Below are 19,082 nucleotides of genomic sequence, written 5' to 3'. Positions count from 1 at the left end.
GTCCATTTTGGGGTTTTAAATCCTATCAATCAAGCGTCTGGCTCGCCGGACTATCTGTTTCTCACATTCTGTTGAACTGCATGAAAAACTCATCGGTTCCTTCATTGAGAAATACATGTTCTACTAATTGGAGGCATTACCCGCTGATGTTTCAATTCAGTAAAATATCCGTCAGCCAGAGACAGAACCCTGTCTGCAGAGGCAATGGTTCCGGGACGATGGGCAATCAGTAGGACAGGTAGTTCCAGTTCGCGCAGCGTCTGGCTTATCTGGATTTCACTCTCAACATCAAGGTGGCTGGTTGCTTCATCTAGTAACAAAAAACCCGGTTTTTTGTACAACGCTCTTGCCAGCAAAATACGTTGCTTTTGCCCTCCGGAAAGCCCACCACCGGTTTCACCGATTAATGTCTGATATCCCATCGGCATTGCCATGATGTCGATGTCAATGAGCGCCAGACGGGCACAATGGACCATTCTTTCCTGATTGCGGTCTTCACTGAAGAAAATGATGTTATCTGCAATAGATCCCCTGAAAAGGTGATCATCCTGCAGTACGGTACCAATCCGCTGGCGTACCTGAAAATAATCGGGGTTTGTTTGCGGTATGCCAAATGTTCTGACCGTTCCTTCATCAGGGACATGAATTCCAAGAATAAGTTTCACCAGCGTCGATTTTCCGCATCCTGATTTACCGGTAATGGCGACCACTTCACCTGGATGGAGTGTTAGCGACACCCCACGGAGTAACGGTTTATTCCCGCCCTTGTGACTGAAGGTAATGTGATCAAGGGATAAAGGGGGGTGGGCATCATCTGTCACATATCCCCGTAATGGGGACGGGAAGACAGAAGTATAATTGTCTTCCTGAGGTGGTTGTCGCTGATGGTCTTCTGTCGGAGTCAGCACAATATCAGCTAGGCGTTCGTTGTAGACATCAAGCATCCGCCAGGAAAAAAACTTATCGGTCAGGCTGCTGATACTGGATGAAAAACGCATCTGATAGGACAAATAAGCAACCAACATGCCGACAGTAAACGTACCATTCAATACTTCCCCGGCACCTTTCCATAAAATTACCGCCGATACTATGCTACCGGTCAGGGTATGCGCAATGTCATACCACATCAGCAGACGGCTCTGCCGCAGCTGTGTATTTCTGCGAACGACGTTAAGATTCAGCCAGGCGGCCTCACGATGCGCTGTCACACCATTAATTCTCAGGCTCAGAATACCATTGAGGGTTTCAAGAAAATACCCGGACTCCCTGGCTCCTGCGTCCCAGGCATCTTCTGCTGACTGTCGAAGGGACGGATACCATAGAGCTCTCAGCAAACCGTAGAGAATCGCGGCCAGTGCGGCTATCAACGTCATTTCCGGACTGTATAGCAGCATCATGCAGAGCGCAGTTATCACGAGCAATACATCCAAAATACCTTCCAGTACCTGCGTGGTCAGCGCCTGCTGGATGGTGTTCACTGCATCAAAACGGGCATTGATACTCCCCTTACTGCGCGCATCAAACCAGGCGAGTGGAAGACGCACCAGATGATGGAAAACCCGGGCTGTCCACTGCATGTTGAAATTGACGGACAGGGTAATACTGGCCCACTGAAGTGCCAGTGAGAGAAGCATCTGTGTCAGAGACAGCAGTAGCAACGCAATAATAATGACGGTCAACAGACTCCTGTCGGCAGCCACCAGTACTTCGTCAATTACTAACTGGTTGAGAAGCGGACTTGCGAGTGCCAGGATTTCCAGCGCCAGAGCAAAAACGATAATTCGTACCATTGATGGCAACAGGCCCGAAGTCTTACCTGACAGTTGGCGCAAATGGATTTTTTTTCTTTCATCACGTGCGGTAAAATCGCTGGCTGGTGTCAGTTCCAGCGCGACGCCGGTGAAATGTTTTCCTGCATCCTGTAGAAATAGAGCTACCTTTCCCTTGTCCGGATCATGAATGACCAGCCTGCTCCCACGAACTTTATAGAGCACAACGAAATGGTTCATGTTCCAGTGGAGAATACAGGGGAGAGAAAGGGACTTCAGGTCCTCCGGCTCCAGCCTTACGGCGCGGGAAGACAACCGGATACCGGCCGCACACTCAATCAGTCTTTGCAGGGTCATTCCCTGAGTGCTAATACTGAAACGTTCACGGAGTGTGGGTAGATCCGTCTGCAGACCATGCCAGCTGGCCACCATTGCCAGACATGCCAGACCACATTCCGCTGATTCTGTCTGACGGATGAGGGGAAGCTGTTTTCTCGCTGCCCATTTAAGTGTATTCATTACAGTTTTCCTTTCAGACTCCAGAGCGGTTCTGTCAGCCACTCCCACAAATGGCGGGTATCCAGACTGACATCACCCTCAAGGGCCATGCCGGGGCGCAGGGGTTCTTTTTTTCCATAAGCCAGAATAAAGGTATTCTCAGGTTCGACGATGACGCGATAGTGCCCTTCGTTCTCTTTCCAGGTTACGGGGGATACAGAGAGTAAATCTGAAGGAGTCAACGTTGTACGGCTTATCTCACGGATAGTCCCGTACTGAACGCCAAACTTTTGATAAGGGAAGGCGGCGAACCGAAGTGCTACACGCTGCCCCGGCTGGATGAACCCTGCATTCTGACTGGTGGCATAGAGCTCTATCTGCAGGCTGGCGTCATCCGGCACTACTGTCATCACTGGCTCCGACGCTCTGACGGATTGTCCCTGCCTGACCAGCACCGCCGCAACGGTACCGGATACCGGTGCCGTCAACGTAAAGTTCTCCTGTCCGGCCACTTCGTCCTGCTGTTGCCTGATCCCCTGTAACTGCCTGTCTATCTCAGCCTTACGGCTTTCTCCCTGAACGATAAGATGGTTAAGGTCATCTTCAGCAGCCGCCATTGCAGTACGTAGTTGCAGAAGCCCCTGGCGCTGATCCTCAATGTTTTGCTGTGCCGCAGAAACTTCAATTTGCTTCTGCTGATATTCGATATCTGATACGTAATGTGTACCAGAAAGTTTTTTATAACGCCCCATAATGGACACAGCCAGCACAGCCTGGTGCCCGGCAAGCGCCAGACGCTGCTCTGCACTTTTAACCTGTTGTTTCAGGGACGCTATTCGCTGATGCATGGCTTGCTGCTGTTGACTGTTGTCATGCAATTCCAGAGCCTGCTGAGAAGTCAGCATAGTATACTGAGTTCTCAGGGACATACTCATGGCAGCCAGCATACCTGTGCCCTGTCCGTTATAATGTTCGCCGCTGACATGGTAAACGGGTTCACCAGCGACGACATGATGGCCTTCTGAAACAGTCTGTCGGGTGACATATCCGGCGTATTTCGGTGTTATTTTCACCAGTCCTGATGAAGGCATAACGATACCGGTAAGATGAGCCTTGCGGGTATAACTTCCATACCAAATAAATAATGCAGCGCCCAGAGCCAGAAATATCGTAGCAATGGCGCACACAGACATTCCAAATGATACAGGTAAGATAATCTTTCCGTATTCGGCATCACTGTGATGCTTTAATGCTTCCTCCCTGAATATACTCATAATTATAATATATTTTGAATGTTTAACAAAATAACAAATAAGTTCATGCCTGAGTGTACAAGCATAGGATAAAAAAGTGATCTACTTTTTATTCTAACTAAAAATAATAGCATCGATATAATAAAAAGGATCATCTGATCTAATAAGTTATAATACTGCCCATGCATTAGACAAAAAAACACAGACGTAACCACACAAGGAATGAACAGATTCTTCCTGTAGATTGAACATATAACCCCGAAAGCACAACCTCTGTACACAATTTCTTCATAGTAAGGTACTACCAGTGTCATTACTAAAAATGTCATCCAGTTTATCTGCGTCGGTTCGTAATTATACAAATAGTCTCTATAGCAGTAAACAGCAAACTGTATAACAATGATTATAAGAAGCGAAGCGACTGAGTATTTAACTGAAACTAAGCTCGCCTGTATTTCTATACTGGATTCAAAAAGTTTTCTTAGATAAAACAAATAAACAAAAGTTGAAATCAAAATTTCTGTAACAAACACAATGTAAAAAGCAGTATCCAGTTCAACATAATGTAGCGTCACGGCTGGCGATAGCGTCACAATCGTAGATATAGCAACTACTATAAAAAAAATAATAGTATTGTGTTTGCTATATATAAATTGGCTCATACGATCATTCATTACCAGGCATCACTTTATGATTTTCCTCATTTTCGCTAAAACTATATCTGTAAATCTAGCGGTGGAAAATAAGGTGATCAATGTAATTACTATTTTTGAAAAGCTCTCAGGAAATGAAAACCAGGATAGGTTGATTATGGAGGAACCACTTAACAGCGCAAAACCCAGTAATAAACTTAATATAAAAGACAATATTTTAAAAACCACCATAGTATCCTCCATTGATACTTACTTATCGACTACAGGTACCACCGACGTTACTTCCTGAGCAATTACTGGAACCAGCTTTACTTCCGTTTCCGTTACCATTTCCCCCGCCGGAAAGACACTGACCGGTAATGGCTCCACCAATAGTTCCCCTGGCCATTCCAACAACACCACCTTTAATTGCGCCTCCGATCATCCCACCAAAGACAGCATCAGCGCATTTGACTGTACTCGGATCACTGTAAATATAAGTGGGTCCGTTGTATGGACGAGCCTGAATAAGAGAATTGCGAGCATTTCTTGCGTCCCGCTTGTCACGATTAACTTCCGATCCATGCCCTTCACCACCACTGACTATGGCTATTTCATCAAAACTCAACTCTCTGATATTTGTCATAAAAAACCTTATTATAAACTTTAATATAAAGTGTTCTTTTAATATCACACAACCAAAATGTATGCATAAAGTGAATTTATGTAAGAAATTGTAAATTACATTCGATTCCGTTTTTTGGTAGAGCTGCAAGTCAAAAGTCTGTAGCGTTTGTGGCTTCAAAGCCACCGAACAGTGGGTGTCGCAGCAGAGTCAGGGATCTGACGCTCAACGGAAATAAAACTCACGCTAGGCGAGAAAAGTCGTCTGAAAAATCGATTAATGGACAGCGGTGTCCGTTAAGTGCCATTTATCGATTAAAAAGACACCGTTTTAGGCGCATTTTTCACTGTCCACAATGTTTTGATTTATCGGATTAAATAGGTTTAACGTGTGAAATCGTTCCATTGAGCGTCAAACCCCTAAGAATGCCGAGCAGCGCGCAGGCATTCCAGGAATGCGCCAAAGGCGCATAGAGGGGTCAGTTTGGATATCGAAAATTATTGTACGTTAAGGTTGTTTTTTGACCTTTCTACTTTAGCGGGCCTCAGCCGACGAAACTTACCGGAAGCCGGTATCCGAGATATAATCGCCTGTCAGATTGATGTGTTCCCAGCCTAACGGCGACAAATGCGACAGCAGTTGTTCGCTGATCTTTAGTCCCTTACGCTTCAGGGCTTCGATCGCCCTTTCCATATATACCCGTGATCATTGAAGATGCTTGATTTTTCAGTAACAGGAGAGCATGCTGTCCCCCATGAAAATCTTCATCACCGACCAACAAAAAAATGACCTTGAACGTCTTCATGACTCCAGTCGTGACGGGCGGGTCAGAGATCGTATTAAAGCCATTCTTCTGGCTTCCGAAGGTTGGAGTTCCGCTATGATCGCTCAGGCTTTGCGCCTGCATCAGACAACCGTTGACCACCATATCAGCGAGTTTCTGAACAAAGGGAAACTGAAACCCGAAAATGGCGGTTCAGACAGTAAACTTAATGCCGAGCAAACGAGCTTTTTAATCAGCCAGTTGACCGATAATCTGTTTCACCATACCCATGAAGTTATCGAGTTTGTTGCCCGGACATGGAATATCGTTTTCAGCGTTCCGGGAATGAACAAGTGGCTGCATCGTAACGGCTTTACTTACAAAAAACCGTCAGGCGTCCCGCATAAATTCAGTGAAGAGAAACAAAAGCAATTCATTGAATATTATGAAGAACTCAAAGCCACCGCGGGTGATGAACCGGTTCTTTTTATTGATGCAGTCCATCCGACTCAGGCCACTAAAATCAGTTATGGCTGGATACGCAAAGGCCAGAGAAAAGCGGTAAAAACAACAGGCAGTCGTACACGGCTGAATATTATGGGGGCGCTGAATCTGAAGGCTCCGGGACACCCGATAATCTGCGAATATAAAACGATTAATGAATACAACGTATCTCGTTTTTTCAATGAGATACGTAAAATTTATCCGGATTATCACCAGAAAGTTCATGTTATTCTGGATGGTGCGGGTTATCACCGTTCACTTTTAGTGAAAGACTGGGCGGAAGTGGTAAATATAAAACTCCACTATCTCCCGCCGTACAGTCCAGACCTGAATCCGATAGAACGAATGTGGAAATTAATGAACGAACATGCCCGGAATAATCGCTACTTCGGTAGTAGCAGGGAGTTCAGGGATACAATATCTGAATTTTTCGATCATACGCTACCGGGAATAGCGGGTTCTCTGACGTCCAGAATTAACGATCACTTTCAGGTACTCAAACCCGCGTCTTGAAGTTTATTGGGTATACACAGTATTCCACAGCGAGATCGCAGCCGTCAGAAGCGTCAGACCACTGGCGCGATAGCTCTGATTTTCCGGCTTCCTGTCCCTGATTTCTCCCAGGCGGTGCATAAATACCGCCCGCGCCAGTGCGTTACGTGCCTCACCTTTATTCAGCCCCGCCTGTACCCGCCGACGCAGTGCAGGATCGCGGAACCAGTCGAGCATAAACAGCGTTCGCTCAATGCGGCCAATTTCTCTCAGTACTTTGGCAAGTCCGTTTTGCTTGGGGTAGCTGGCTAGCTTTTTCAGCATCAGAGATGCTGTCACGGTTCCCTGCTTTATCGAGGTCGCCAGACGCAGCACTTCACGCCAGTGAATTTCGATCTCTTTCAGATTCAGGCTGGTCGTTGATATAAGTGACTGAAGCGCCGGGTACTGGCCCGCTTTCCCTTTGATAAACAGCTTCTTGTCGTGGAGATCCCTGATTCGCGGACAGAACGCAAACCCCTGCAGATGCATCAGGGCAAAGACATGATCGGTGAAACCCGCGGTATCGGTGTAATGCTCCCTGATTTCCAGGTCACTTTCGCGGTACAGCAAGCCATCAGCACATGGGTTGAATCCCTGACTCGACTGATTATACAGGTGTAAAACGGGCTGTATTGATCCGATATATGGGTATAAAACTGTCGTCCGGGCTCCTGCCCATATTTCGGGTTAACCTGCCCTCCGTAGCGGCCTGAGCTGCCTGTTCTGAAATTCTGTCCATCTGATGATGACGTTGTCCCGTCTCCCCAGAATGCCGCCAGTGGTCTTTTCCCTTGTGCGTTTACCAGCTCTGCGAGGGCGGCTGACACGCAGGGAATGACGGTAGTCGATTTTTATAACCTGACCGGCAGGAAGCCGAAGACCACAGTAATGCTGAATGTTGACCGCCAGGCGTTTGTTGACCTGCTGGCCGAACGGCTGAAGTTTTATGCATAATCTGTTGTTATTTCGCGATTATCCGGCGCACCGGCGGCCTGCGCCGCCGGGAAATGCGTTAATCATCAGGAGAAACGCGGATCACCACCTTACCGAAATTCTCGCCTCTCAGCAGACCAATCAGGGTTTGCGGCGCGTTCTCAAGCCCTTCGACCACCTGCTCGCGGTATTTGATTTTCCCTTCCTGCACCCAGCGCCCCATTTCCTGCTGGAATTCCTGAATGCGGTGGCCGTAGTCCTGGCCAATAATAAACCCTTGCATACGAATGCGTTTTTTCAGGATCGTCGCCATCAGCAACGGCAGACGATCCGGCCCATCGGGCAGCGCGGTGGCATTGTAGCCGCTGATCAGACCACACACCGGTACCCGGGCCGAGGTATTTAACAGCGGTAGCACTTCGTCGAACACTTTACCGCCGACGTTTTCATAATAAATATCGATCCCCTGCGGGCAGGCTTCGAGCAATTTAACCGCAAAATCAGGCGCACGATGGTCGATACATACGTCAAAACCAAGGGTTTCTACTGCATAGCGACACTTCTCACTTCCACCGGCAATTCCCACTGTGCGGCAACCTTTCAGCTTCGCGATCTGCCCGACGGTGGCGCCAACCGGGCCGGTGGCGGCTGCGACCACCAGCGTTTCGCCCGCCTTCGGCTGACCAATATCCAGCAATCCCATATAAGCGGTAAAACCAGGCATTCCAAGAATACCCAGCGCCCAGGAAGGATGTTCAGGGTTCTTGCCTAACTTCACCAGCCCGCTGCCATCGGAGAGTTGATAATCCTGCCAGCCGCTATAGGCCAGAACCCAGTCACCGGGGTGAAAATCAGCGTGATTTGATTCCACCACGCGACTCACGGTGCCGCCCACCATCACCTCGCCAATCGCCACCGGCGGCGAGTAGGACGGCGCGTCGCTCATTCGGCCACGCATATAGGGGTCTAATGATAAAAACACGCTACGCAGCAGCAGTTGCCCGGGCCCCGGAGAAGCGACATCTCCCTCTTCCAGATGGAAGTTGTCTCTGGTTGGTTCGCCATGCGGACGAGAGGCCAGCAGCCAGCGGCGATGGCGTTGTGGATTGAAAGCCATAACAAACTCCTTTTTTGACATGCCTGTACTGAGGCTAGCCTCTTTTCGGGCAAAGCGCATTGACATTATGAGGCAGATTGGTTCAGGCGAACCACCAGGTAGGTGCAGGGCTGCGTGGATTCATTAATAAAGCGACAATCAGCAGGCGGGCCCAACTCCAGACAATCTCCCGCCAGCATCTCGTGGCGGGTGTTGCCTTCGATAAAGACCAGTTCACCCTGCTGTAACCAGATTAGCTGCCGGGCCTGCGCATAAGAGGCCGCGGGCATCGGAATATCGCTGCCGGGCGGTAGCGCCACCTGCACCAGATCAATCGGCAAATCGCTGCGCGGCGAAACGTGACGGCGCAGATAGTGGCTCTGGGGATCGTGCCACACTGGTTGGTTAGCAAAACGCAGGAGTTTGCCTTCAGGCATCTCTGCCCTGGCAATTAGCGTCGACATGCTCATGCCGAAAGCGCCGGAAAGTCGCCCAAGCATCGACGCAGTGGGGCTGCTTTCACCGCGTTCGATCTTGTGGATCATCGCCCGCGAAGCCCCCGCCCGCTCCGCCAGCTCGCTCAGCGACCAGCCCCGGGACTCCCGCTCGATTCGGATTCGTGCGCTGATGCGCTGGTTAAGGTTATCTTCTAAGATAGTCATATTGTGACAATATAGTGTATGAAATTATCGGCAACAAGCCGATAACGACAGGCATCTCAGCCCTTATTCCTGAACATTATCAAATAAAATGGCCGAAACGGATGACAACGTTAATTCCATTATTGTAATAATATCGTACTACTATAGTGTACAACCATTGAGGTTCGCCATGACCATTCGCCATGCCAGCAGAGATGATTGCGCGGCAATCGCTGAAATCTACAACCATGCGGTGATGCATACCGCCGCTATCTGGAATGATAAAACCGTGGATACCGATAACCGTATCGCCTGGTTTGAGGCCCGACAACTGGCCGGTTATCCGGTACTGGTCAGCGAACAAAACGGCATTATTACCGGATATGCCTCGTTTGGGGAGTGGCGTGCCTTTGACGGGTTTCGTCATACCGTTGAACACTCTGTTTATGTTCATCCGGAACACCAGGGAAAAGGCGCAGGCCGCAGCCTGCTGGTTGCCTTAATTAGCGAAGCGAAGCGCCAGAACAAACACGTGATGGTCGCGGGCATTGAAGCGCAGAATCAGGCTTCTTTGCATCTGCATAAGGCCCTCGGCTTTATCACGACCGGACAAATGCCGCAGGTAGGCACAAAATTTGGTCGCTGGCTGGATCTGACCTTTATGCAACTCCAGCTCGACGATCGCCGCGATCCGGACGGCAGCGCATGAATCAGTCGCTGACCCTGGCCTGCCTGATTGCCGCTGGCGTCGGGCTGGTCTTGCAGAATACGCTGATGGTGCGAATCACCCAGTCCGCTTCCACGATTTTGATTGCGATGCTGCTCAACTCGCTGGTGGGAATTGTGATATTCGTAACGATACTGGCGCTACGTCATGGCGTTGCCGGGTTTCAGGAACTGGCGTACAGCGTAAAGTGGTGGACGCTCATTCCTGGCCTGCTGGGATCGTTTTTTGTCTTTGCCAGCATCAACGGCTACCAGCACGTCGGGGCGACGACGACGATTGCGCTGTTGATTGCCAGCCAGTTGGTCGGCGGGTTGGTGATTGATCTGCTTCGTGCGCACAACGTCCCAATTCGCGCGCTCATCGGCCCGCTCTGTGGCGCGGTGATGCTGGTGGCTGGCGCCTGGCTGGTGGCCAGACGCCAGTTTTAGCGCGGAATTTACGCCTGTAATCATCTCGCGATTAAAACAGGCAATGAGGCGTATTTAGTGAATCTCGCCGCCGCGGGTCAGGTGCTCCCGGCGCGCGTCCTGCGCCTCTTGCTGTTGGCGCCCATGTTGAGCAATAGCCGTACGTAAATGCTGCTGTTGGCTATACCGCTCTTCACGTCCCAGCCCGGCGTCATCGCTCAGGGCAATCAGCAGTTCATTCATATGGCTAATGACGCCTTCCGCAATTGCGGCATCCACGCGGGCGATGACCTCATCCAGATGCGACATGCATATCTCCTTGCAGCTTAATTAAGTTTTACTTTGGAAAAATCGCTGCCCATCAGGCTCACGCTATAGCCACTGACGTTACTGCGCGTGGCGTAGAAGGTTTTACCAGTTGCCAGCGTGATCCAGGGGGCCTGCTGGTAAAAAATGTCCTGCGCCTGACCATATAGTCTGGCGCGTTCCTGCGGGTCACTGACCAGGATAGCCTTTTTCACCAGCGCATCATATGACTTATCGCACCAGCGGGCGACGTTAGAGCCGGTCTTAATATTGTCGCAACTTAACAGCGTACCGGCGAAATTATCCGGATCGCCATTATCGGACATCCAGCCAAACAGCGCGCTGTCGTGCTCACCTTTACGCATCCCCGCAAGGTATTCACCCCATTCATAAGTGACGATTTTAGCTTTAACCCCTACCTTGCTCCAGTCGCTCTGGATCATCTCCGCGATACGCCGCGAATTTGGGTTATACGGGCGCTGCACCGGCATGGACCACAGGGTCACTTCAGCGCCGTTTTGCAGCCCGGCCTGCTTAAGCAGCGCTTTCGCTTTTTGCGGATCATAGCTGTAATCCGGCAGATCCTGCTTATAACCGAGCATATTGGCCGGGATCGGCGATTTCGCTACCCTGCCGGAATCCAGAAAGACCGCTTTTACGATCGCCTGTTTGTCAGTGGCGTAGTTAAGCGCCTGACGTACCAGCACATTATCAAACGGTTTTTTCTCGGTGTTAAACGCCAGATAGCCAACGTTCAGCGCTTCCACCGAATGGAGCGCCAGGTCTTTATTGCCTTTAATTAGCGGGAACTGTACCGGCGACGGTGCCGGAATAATCTGGCATTCGTTGGTTTGCAGCTTCGCCAGACGCGTCTCGACGTTTGGTGTGATCGAGAAAATCAGATGTTTGGTCGGGACGGGGCCTTCCCAGTAGTGCGGGTTGGCGATATAACGAATCAGTGAATCCGCTTTATATTGCTGCAGCGCGTAAGGGCCTGTGCCGACAGGCCAGGTATCAACATATTCCGGCGTGCCTTTTTTCAGCATCGCATCGGCATATTCGGCAGAAAGGATCGAGGCAAAATCCATCCCCCAGTCGGCAAGAAAGGCCGCGTTCGGCTCGTTGAGGACAAACTGTACGTGGTAATCATCGATCTTTTTGACCTCTTTAATCAGCTTATCCAGGCCGACATCGTGGAAATACTCATAATGCCCTTGCGAAACATTGTGGTACGGGTGTTTATCATCTTTCTGGCGCAGAACTGAGAACAGGACATCATCGGCGTTGAAATCACGGGTCGGCTTAAAATATTTATTACTGTTGAATTTCACGCCCTTACGCAAAGTGAAAGTCCAGGTTTTGCCGTCCGGAGAGACGGTCCATGCGGTTGCCAGCGAAGGTATTGGCGTATTCTTTACCGGGTCGAAGTTAATCAGGCGGTTATACAGCACCTGTGAACTGGCGACAAAAGAAGGCCCTGAGCTGGCAATTTGTGGGTTAAAAGATTCCGGCGACGCTTCGGAGCAATAGACCAACGTGTCATTCCCCGCCGCCAGCACGCTGGCCGTTGGCAATAGTGCGCTCAACGCCAGCGCAAGAACGGTTTTCCTTGTAGACATGGTTATAAGCCTTATCAATTTATTATAAGTGCTCTAATCACAGCACAAGTGAATTCAACCGGCAAATAATCAATCGGTATCAGGTTATGCTAAAAACTGCCAGGTTGCCGATTAATTCAACATCCGTCTGTTTTTTTACCTTTGCTTCACTAATAAATGTGATGTTTGCAGAAGGTTATTAAAAAAGGGGGCGATAACCGCCCCGTTAGCACTATGCCGCGTAGCAACCCGCTACACTCGGCAAAATCGCCACCTCAGGAGAGGCTAACAATGACAATAACCTGCAATCTGTACACCAACGGCCAGTGGCACGATGCCGACACTCACGCCACCTTTACCCGTCACAACCCATTAACGGCAGAGATTGCCTCTATTGCCAGCGCCGCTGGCCTGGAGGATGCCCGTCGCTGCGCTGATACCGCTGACGGCGCATTTTTGCGATGGCGCGACACACCGCCGGCTGAACGTCGCCGCCTTCTGCTGGAGGCCGCAGAGCAAATCCTGTTACGCGAGGCGCGTTTTATTGCCGCCATGGCGGCGGAAACCGGGGCAACGGCACACTGGGCCGCCTTTAATGTTCATCTGTCGGCTGATATTCTGCGCGAAGCCGCCGCGCTGACGACCCAGATTGAGGGCCAGGTCATCCCTTCAAATGTGCCGGGCAACCTGGCGATGGGCATCCGTCAGGGGGCGGGTGTAGTGCTCAGCATCGCGCCCTGGAATGCCCCGTTGATCCTCGCGACGCGTGCCATTGCCACACCGCTGGCCTGCGGCAATGCGGTTATTCTTAAAGGCGCAGAGTTGTCTCCTGCGACCCAGGGGCTGATTATTGATGCCCTTGCGGCCGCGGGTTTTCCCGGCGGCGTGGTCAACTATCTGACCTGCACCCCCGACGACGCGCCAGACCTGGTGGCATCATTGATCGCCCATCCTGCCGTGCGCCGTGTCACTTTTACCGGTTCCACTGCGGTGGGCAGGATAATCGCCCGCACCTGTGGCGAACACCTGAAGCCCGCAGTGCTCGAACTGGGTGGCAAAGCGCCGCTGCTGGTACTGGATGACGCCGACCTCGAACAGGCTGCGGCAGGCGCAATTTTTGGTGCATTCGCCAATGCCGGGCAAATTTGTATGTCGACAGAACGGATCATCGTTGATGAGGCCGTCGCAGAAGAGTTTGTAGCCCTGCTTGCCCACCGGGCTGCCGCCCTGCCCGCCAGCCTTCTCGGTCCGGTCGTTGATATGAAAACCGTGGCTCACTGCAACGCATTGATCGAAGATGCGCTGGCGAAAGGGGCACGCCTGTTAGCCGGGGGCACGGCCAGTTCGACGCAGATGCCCGCCACGTTGCTGGATGGCGTAACCCGGGAAATGCGCATCTGGCGTGAAGAGTCGTTTGGCCCCGTGAAATCCATTATTCGCGTACAAAATGAATCGGAAGCACTGGCCGTCGCCAACGACAGTGAATATGGCCTCTCGTCAGCGATCTACAGCGCAGACAGCGCCCGGGCCTGGAATCTGGCGCAAAATCTGCAAACCGGCATTTGTCATATTAATGGCCCCACCGTGCATGATGAGGCACAAATGCCGTTCGGCGGCTGTAAAGCCTCGGGCTATGGCCGCTTTGGCGGACGCGCAGGAATTGCGGAATTTACTGAGTTACGTTGGATCACGCTGCAAACTCGCCCGCGTGAACTGCCGTTTTAGGTTTCCTGGCCGCCAGCGGTAATTAAATTCTTACAGGAGATTAAAAACGCTATCGGTAAGTTGACGTTCTGCAGAAGGCGCGTCGGGGGAACGGATGCACGGTGGCCCGTGACCGTTCCCCTGGATAAAGAAAGCGAAAAGAAAGCCTTCGTCGAATAACTGCCGTTAAACATGACTCTTTTTTACCCGACTATCCTGAGATTAACTGCCGGTCTCCATCAGAACAATGAGATCAGCAGCGCCATCGGAAAGCTAAACGGCCAGGTCGCGCCGATCAGCAACGCCGCCAGCAGGCGAACCCAGAGTTTATCCTTAGTTAAAAACCAGCTGATTATGGCGCAAATACACCCCATAACAGCATAAAAAATTAGCATTTTCTGGTATAAAGTCATTTTTTCTTCCTTCCCTGACAAGTCATAGCGTGCTGCGCAATACCCTTTCACATCCCGGAATAGGTCAGAGCCTGCCACGTGATAAAGCGGGTGGCAGGTTTCACGCTAAAAGCGGTTTTATCCGCCAGTGTAATCTGTGAGCGGGTATTATACCTGTCGAGGAATATTTATATGGATGATGTTGCGAACGTCTTTAGCAAAAAATCATTCTGAGTATGCTGGCGCAACGCATGTGCTTATCAGCCGGATATTGTTAGTTTTAATTTCGTATATGCGCTCTCAAAAAATAGCCATCAAAAGCTGCATGTTATGATTTGAAAGGACCGGCAGCGGACTCGTTCTTTTGTATGGCCAGCATCTTCAGGTTTTCAGGATCCCAGGCCGGTAACAGATCGACCTTCTCACTATCCCACTCCGCTGCAACACAGATAGATTCCGTAACACCCTGCTTTTCACATCCAATGATTCGCCTGGCTGGAAAATTTCCGTAGACAATCGCGGTGGCACAAGCGACAAAAAGAATACACGCTATTTTATTCAAAATAATATCAACGACCAAGTCACATATTGCGCCGAATGTTCGCATGAGCCGCGACAGGAAGTCAAACGCCCCGCCCCGTTAAATTATCATCTGGCTGATTCAGCGCACGGTAGGCCCAGCGTAGCTGCACCAATACCTCTGTTAGGCCATGCACTGAATAGGGCTGGCGCCGACGGATAATAACAGCATTATCATTATGGTTTATTTCCACTATCGATAGCTGCCGCTGAATAAAGAAGGTTACTTTTATTGCGAATGATAAGTTGAAAATAAGCGAACCATCCGCAATATTCATTAAATTTTATACATTTGCGTTCCCATGGCGATATCACGATCACCATTTTTGGCAGGGACCGGGCGATAGCCGTATGCGGAAAAACGCACAACCACCATAAAAAAACGATAAATATCAATTAATTATAATTAAATTACTCTGTCTGCGTATAACGGATACAGGTTTAAATGACAAAAAATATCATTTGCAATGTTTTGCACAAAATTATAAATTCATAAGCGAAAATTATATAAAGATCATTTTTTGCTCATTTGATTTTGAGGTGGTACATGACCGAAATCGCCGTGCTTATTGTGGCGTTAATTTTACTGGTGACTGCGATTTATAATCTTATTTCTTATCTTCGCGATCGCCGACAAACAAGTTTGCCGAGGAAAAAAACAAAACATTAGCCTGCTAATCATTTTAATCAATAATAAATCCGTTGCTGCATAACGATTAATTGCAGGTATTCCGCCATCTTTTTTTGTCTCAACCTCCTGTACCCTGACTTCGCCATCCTGTGAACGACATCGCTGTTGAGGACCAGACTCACTGTTTCACTGAAGAATACCTGAAAGGCAGTCAGACTTTCACCTGAACACAGCCTTTGACTTTCGCATTATACCGCGTCATGTAATGACGCGGCCTGGCGTCCTCATGAAACAGGCGATACCCCTGATTATCCTACCCGTGCTTGATCATCACATGCCTGATGGTGGTGTAGTCTTCCAGACCGTACATCGACATATCCTTGCCGTAGCCGGAGCTTTTTTGTCCGCCATGCGGCATTTCACTGACCAGCATAAAATGCGTATTCACCCAGGTGCAGCCATACTGTAAACGCGCGCTCAGGCGATGCGCCCGGCCAACATCCCTGGTCCATACCGACGATGCCAGGCCATACTGTGAATCATTAGCCCAGTCGAGCACCTGCTCTTCATCGGCAAATGAAGTAACGCTGACTACCGGGCCAAATACCTCACGCTGTACGATGGCGTCCTCCTGTCTTGCCCCCGCCAGCAGCGTGGGCTGATAGTAGTAACCTTCTCCTGGCGTTTTGCTTCCCCCAGTAACGACCTGTATATGCGGCAACGCGCGAGCGGCATCCACAGCGGCACTGACTCTCTCCAGATGCGCAAGGGAACTGAGCGGCCCCAGTTCCGTCGTTTCATCGTCCGGTGACCCCATTTTCAGACTGGCGACCGCTGCGCCGAGTTTCTCCACCAGCTGTTGATAAATACCGGCCTGGGCATAAATACGGCACGCGGCGGTACAATCCTGACCGGCGTTATAAAAACCGAAGGTTCTTACGCCCTCAACCACTGCGTCAATATCCGCATCGTCAAAGACAATCACCGGCGCTTTGCCACCCAGTTCCATATGGGTACGTTTAATCGACGACGCCGTATGGCTGATAATATGCGCCCCGGTGGCAATCGAACCGGTCAATGACACCATTCTGACTTTTGCGTGTGCGGTCAGGGGATCACCCACGCTGGCCCCTCGACCAGACAGCACGTTCAGCACCCCAGCGGGAAAAATATCTTTTGCCAGTTCAGCCAGTTTCAGCGCGGTTAATGGCGTAATTTCTGAAGGTTTGATCACCACACAGTTACCCGCCGCCAGTGCGGGGGCCAGCTTCCAGGCCGCCATCATCAGCGGATAGTTCCACGGCGCAATAGAGGCAACAACGCCAACCGGGTCACGGCGGATCATGGATGTATGTCCTTCGAGATACTCGCCTGCGGCCATACCGGGCAGACAGCGTGCTGCCCCGGCAAAAAAACGGAACACATCGGCTATCGCCGGTAGTTCATCATTGACCACACAGTGCAGCGGTTTACCGCAGTTGAGGGACTCCAGCTCGGCCAACGCCTGCGCATTTTCGGTAATCGCCTCCGCCAGCTTAAGCAGGCACTCCGCGCGGGTTTTCGGCGTAGTCTGGCTCCAGCTGGCAAACGCCCGATCGGCGGCCTCAACCGCCGCATCGACCTGTGCCGCACTGGCTTCCGCGATCGACAAAATCTCCTCACCGGTGGCAGGATTAAATACCGGCACCTTCTCGCCTTCTCCAGCCACTAACTTACCGTTAATCAAAAGGTTATTTTGCATAGCATGCATCCTGTATCGGTATATTATTTTCCGTTTTCAGCGCTGGTGTCGCCGTCACGGGTGAGCCACCAGGCCCCCAAAATTGGTATCATCGTCACCACCATCACCAGCAACGCGACCACGTTGGTGACTGGCACATCCCGCGGACGCCCCAGTTGGTTAAGCAGCCAGAGCGGCAGCGTACGTTCATGGCCAGCGGTAAATGTGGTCACGATAATTTCATCGAACGACAAGGCAAACGCCAGCATTCCCCCCGCCAGCAACGCCGACCCTAAATTGGGGAGCACCACGTAACGGAAGGTTTGCCAGGCCGTTGCACCTAAATCCATTGATGCTTCCACCAGGCTCCACGACGTCCGGCGAAAACGGGCAATAACATTGTTAAACACCACCACCACGCAAAACGTCGCATGACCCACAACGATGGTCAGCAGCCCAGGCTCCAGATTCACTGCCTTAAAAGCCGTCAGCAGCGCGAGGCCGGTAATAATGCCCGGCAACGCAATCGGCAACAGCAGCAGCAGCGACACGGTGTTTTTGCCAAAAAAACGGCTGCGCCACAGAGCACCTGCAGCCAGCGTGCCAAGTATCAGCGCAATGGCTGTCGACAGCGCGGCCACTTTTAGTGACAACGTCACAGATTCAATGATATCGCTGCGCCCCGCCGCTTCATGAAACCAACGCAAAGTCAGGCCCTGGGGTGGGAAGCTGAAAGCGGCATCTTCGGTATTAAACGCATAGAGCGCGATAATCAGCAGCGGGAAATGCAGAAACAGTACGCCCCCCCAGGTTGCGGCTTTGAGTAACAGCGGTGCGCGTTCAGAGTGCATCGAATGCCCCCAGACGTTTCACCAACGCCAGATAGAGAGCAATCAGGACAATGGGCACCAGGGTAAACGCTGCCGCCATCGGCATATTGCCGATCGCCCCCTGCTGGGAATAAACCATATTGCCAATGAAAAAACCCGGCGGCCCCACCAGTTGCGGGACGATAAAGTCGCCCAGCGTCAGGGAGAAGGTAAAAATCGACCCGGCGGCAATGCCGGGAATCGCCAGCGGCAGCACCACGTAGCGGAAGGTCTGGCGAGGATATGCGCCAAGATCGGCGGAGGCCTGGAGCAACGATGGCGGCAATCGTTCCAGCGCCGCCTGAACCGGCAGGATCATAAACGGCAGCCAGATATAGACAAACACCAGAAAACGTCCCAACCCGGAAGTCGACAGCGTACTGCCCCCCACCGCCGGAATAGTCAGCACCATGCTCAGCACGCTTTCCAGCCCGAGATGCCGCAAAAACCACTGCGTCACGCCATCTTTCGCCAGCAACAATGTCCAGGCATAGGCTTTAACGATATAGCTCGCCCACATCGGCAGCATCACCGCGATATAAAAAAACGCCTTCATTTTGCCGCGGGTGTAACGCGCCATATACCAGGCCATCGGCAACGCCAGAATGGCGCTGGCGAGAGTGACGGCAAGCGCCATCACCAGCGTGCGCACAATAATATCGTAATTTGCCGGGCTAAATAACGCCCACAGATTGGCCAGCGTCAGTTCGCTGGTGACCGACATGGTAAAATCATCGAAGGTGTAAAAGCTTTGCCATAAAAGGGTCAGGAGCGAGCCCAGATAGACAATGCCAAACCACATTAGCGGCCCCAACAGCAGTAAAAACAATGCCAGCGAAGGCCTGCGCCAGAAGAATCCGGACAGACGTCCACCGGAAGTCGACGGAATAGCCAGGGTCAT

At 51.0% G+C, this 19,082-nt stretch carries 19 protein-coding genes and 4 pseudogenes; 7 read left to right on the top strand and 16 right to left on the bottom strand.

What is annotated here, in order from left to right; translation table 11 throughout:
- Positions 1-28: 28 nt before the first annotated feature.
- Positions 29-127: pseudogene (locus FE839_RS18545) on the top strand (IS1 family transposase); the annotation flags it as partial.
- Here the strand turns inward: FE839_RS18545 and FE839_RS18540 are convergent.
- The 5 genes and pseudogenes from FE839_RS18540 to FE839_RS18515 form a co-directional block, all read right to left on the bottom strand.
- The gene (locus FE839_RS18540; RefSeq protein WP_138362248.1) at positions 102-2,288 is read right to left on the bottom strand and encodes a peptidase domain-containing ABC transporter; all 2,187 of its coding nucleotides are present in this window, start codon (positions 2,286-2,288) and stop codon (positions 102-104) included. The pseudogene FE839_RS18545 and the gene FE839_RS18540 overlap by 26 nt on opposite strands.
- A complete protein-coding gene (locus FE839_RS18535) occupies positions 2,288-3,541 on the bottom strand; it encodes an HlyD family secretion protein (protein ID WP_138362247.1) in 1,254 nt (417 codons plus the stop codon). The genes FE839_RS18540 and FE839_RS18535 overlap by 1 nt, the downstream gene beginning before the upstream one ends.
- 2 nt (positions 3,542-3,543) lie before the next feature.
- Positions 3,544-3,849, bottom strand: coding sequence for a CPBP family intramembrane glutamic endopeptidase (locus FE839_RS24925; RefSeq protein ID WP_260607866.1), 306 nt, complete (start codon positions 3,847-3,849; stop codon positions 3,544-3,546).
- A 577-nt stretch (positions 3,850-4,426) separates the two neighbouring features.
- Positions 4,427-4,927 carry a hypothetical protein gene (locus FE839_RS18520; RefSeq protein WP_241675645.1) on the bottom strand — a complete coding sequence of 167 codons (501 nt, stop codon included), beginning with the start codon at positions 4,925-4,927 and terminating at the stop codon, positions 4,427-4,429.
- 357 nt (positions 4,928-5,284) lie between these two features.
- A pseudogene (locus FE839_RS18515) lies at positions 5,285-5,476 on the bottom strand (Tn3 family transposase); the annotation flags it as partial.
- A 55-nt stretch (positions 5,477-5,531) separates the two neighbouring features.
- Between FE839_RS18515 and FE839_RS18510 the strand changes: the two are divergent.
- Complete coding sequence (locus tag FE839_RS18510) at positions 5,532-6,557, top strand: IS630 family transposase (protein WP_171034923.1); 1,026 nt, start codon at positions 5,532-5,534, stop codon at positions 6,555-6,557.
- 6 nt (positions 6,558-6,563) lie between these two features.
- Here the strand turns inward: FE839_RS18510 and FE839_RS18505 are convergent.
- Positions 6,564-7,402, bottom strand: a pseudogene (locus tag FE839_RS18505) (Tn3 family transposase); the annotation flags it as partial.
- Between the two features lies 1 nt (position 7,403).
- Between FE839_RS18505 and rihA the strand changes: the two are divergent.
- Positions 7,404-7,532: pseudogene (gene rihA, locus FE839_RS18500) on the top strand (pyrimidine-specific ribonucleoside hydrolase RihA); the annotation flags it as partial.
- 58 nt (positions 7,533-7,590) lie between these two features.
- Here rihA and FE839_RS18495 read toward each other — a convergent pair.
- On the bottom strand, positions 7,591-8,628 hold the full coding sequence (locus tag FE839_RS18495) for an NADP-dependent oxidoreductase (protein WP_138362244.1): 1,038 nt from the start codon (positions 8,626-8,628) through the stop codon (positions 7,591-7,593).
- A 65-nt stretch (positions 8,629-8,693) separates the two neighbouring features.
- Positions 8,694-9,269, bottom strand: a complete 576-nt coding sequence (locus tag FE839_RS18490; RefSeq protein WP_138362243.1) for a helix-turn-helix domain-containing protein — start codon at positions 9,267-9,269, stop codon at positions 8,694-8,696.
- A gap of 169 nt (positions 9,270-9,438) precedes the next feature.
- Between FE839_RS18490 and FE839_RS18485 the strand changes: the two genes are divergently transcribed.
- Both FE839_RS18485 and FE839_RS18480 read left to right on the top strand, forming a co-directional pair.
- Positions 9,439-9,957 carry a GNAT family N-acetyltransferase gene (locus tag FE839_RS18485; protein WP_138362242.1) on the top strand — a complete coding sequence of 173 codons (519 nt, stop codon included), beginning with the start codon at positions 9,439-9,441 and terminating at the stop codon, positions 9,955-9,957.
- Positions 9,954-10,403 (top strand): DMT family transporter, encoded by a 450-nt coding sequence (locus FE839_RS18480; protein ID WP_138362241.1) that lies wholly within the window; start codon positions 9,954-9,956, stop codon positions 10,401-10,403. Before FE839_RS18485 ends, FE839_RS18480 begins: the two co-directional genes overlap by 4 nt.
- A gap of 54 nt (positions 10,404-10,457) precedes the next feature.
- Here the strand turns inward: FE839_RS18480 and FE839_RS18475 are convergent, their stop codons facing one another.
- Positions 10,458-10,691, bottom strand: a complete 234-nt coding sequence (locus FE839_RS18475) for a DUF2526 family protein (protein WP_138362240.1) — start codon at positions 10,689-10,691, stop codon at positions 10,458-10,460.
- Positions 10,692-10,708: 17 nt separating this feature from the next.
- Positions 10,709-12,307, bottom strand: a complete 1,599-nt coding sequence (locus FE839_RS18470; RefSeq protein ID WP_138362239.1) for an ABC transporter substrate-binding protein — start codon at positions 12,305-12,307, stop codon at positions 10,709-10,711.
- 270 nt (positions 12,308-12,577) lie between these two features.
- On the opposite strand from FE839_RS18470, the gene FE839_RS18465 reads away from it, so the two are divergent.
- A complete protein-coding gene (locus FE839_RS18465; RefSeq protein WP_138362238.1) occupies positions 12,578-14,011 on the top strand; it encodes an aldehyde dehydrogenase in 1,434 nt (477 codons plus the stop codon).
- A gap of 218 nt (positions 14,012-14,229) precedes the next feature.
- Here the strand turns inward: FE839_RS18465 and FE839_RS18460 are convergent, their stop codons facing one another.
- The 3 genes from FE839_RS18460 to FE839_RS18450 form a co-directional block, all read right to left on the bottom strand.
- Positions 14,230-14,403, bottom strand: coding sequence for a GhoT/OrtT family toxin (locus tag FE839_RS18460; protein WP_138362237.1), 174 nt, complete (start codon positions 14,401-14,403; stop codon positions 14,230-14,232).
- Positions 14,404-14,710: 307 nt separating this feature from the next.
- Complete coding sequence (locus FE839_RS25035) at positions 14,711-14,989, bottom strand: hypothetical protein (RefSeq protein WP_138362236.1); 279 nt, start codon at positions 14,987-14,989, stop codon at positions 14,711-14,713.
- Between the two features lie 16 nt (positions 14,990-15,005).
- Positions 15,006-15,239 (bottom strand): hypothetical protein, encoded by a 234-nt coding sequence (locus tag FE839_RS18450; protein ID WP_138362235.1) that lies wholly within the window; start codon positions 15,237-15,239, stop codon positions 15,006-15,008.
- A gap of 269 nt (positions 15,240-15,508) precedes the next feature.
- On the opposite strand from FE839_RS18450, the gene FE839_RS18445 reads away from it, so the two are divergent.
- Positions 15,509-15,631: a small membrane protein gene (locus FE839_RS18445; protein WP_138362234.1), complete on the top strand. Its 123-nt coding sequence runs from the start codon at positions 15,509-15,511 to the stop codon at positions 15,629-15,631.
- 274 nt (positions 15,632-15,905) lie between these two features.
- Here FE839_RS18445 and patD read toward each other — a convergent pair whose 3' ends face one another.
- From patD to FE839_RS18430, 3 genes are read right to left on the bottom strand one after another with little or no spacing between them, the layout of a single operon-like run.
- The gene (gene patD, locus FE839_RS18440) at positions 15,906-17,333 is read right to left on the bottom strand and encodes an aminobutyraldehyde dehydrogenase (protein ID WP_138362233.1); all 1,428 of its coding nucleotides are present in this window, start codon (positions 17,331-17,333) and stop codon (positions 15,906-15,908) included.
- 23 nt (positions 17,334-17,356) lie between these two features.
- A complete protein-coding gene (locus FE839_RS18435; RefSeq protein ID WP_138362232.1) occupies positions 17,357-18,163 on the bottom strand; it encodes an ABC transporter permease in 807 nt (268 codons plus the stop codon).
- Entirely contained in the window at positions 18,153-19,082 is a 930-nt protein-coding gene (locus FE839_RS18430) for an ABC transporter permease (RefSeq protein WP_138362231.1), read from the bottom strand. The genes FE839_RS18435 and FE839_RS18430 overlap by 11 nt, the downstream gene beginning before the upstream one ends.

The sequence above is a fragment of the Klebsiella indica genome, from assembly GCF_005860775.1.
In the GTDB taxonomy this organism is placed as follows: domain Bacteria; phylum Pseudomonadota; class Gammaproteobacteria; order Enterobacterales; family Enterobacteriaceae; genus Klebsiella; species Klebsiella indica.
This window is presented reverse-complemented; position numbering and strand designations above follow the sequence as displayed.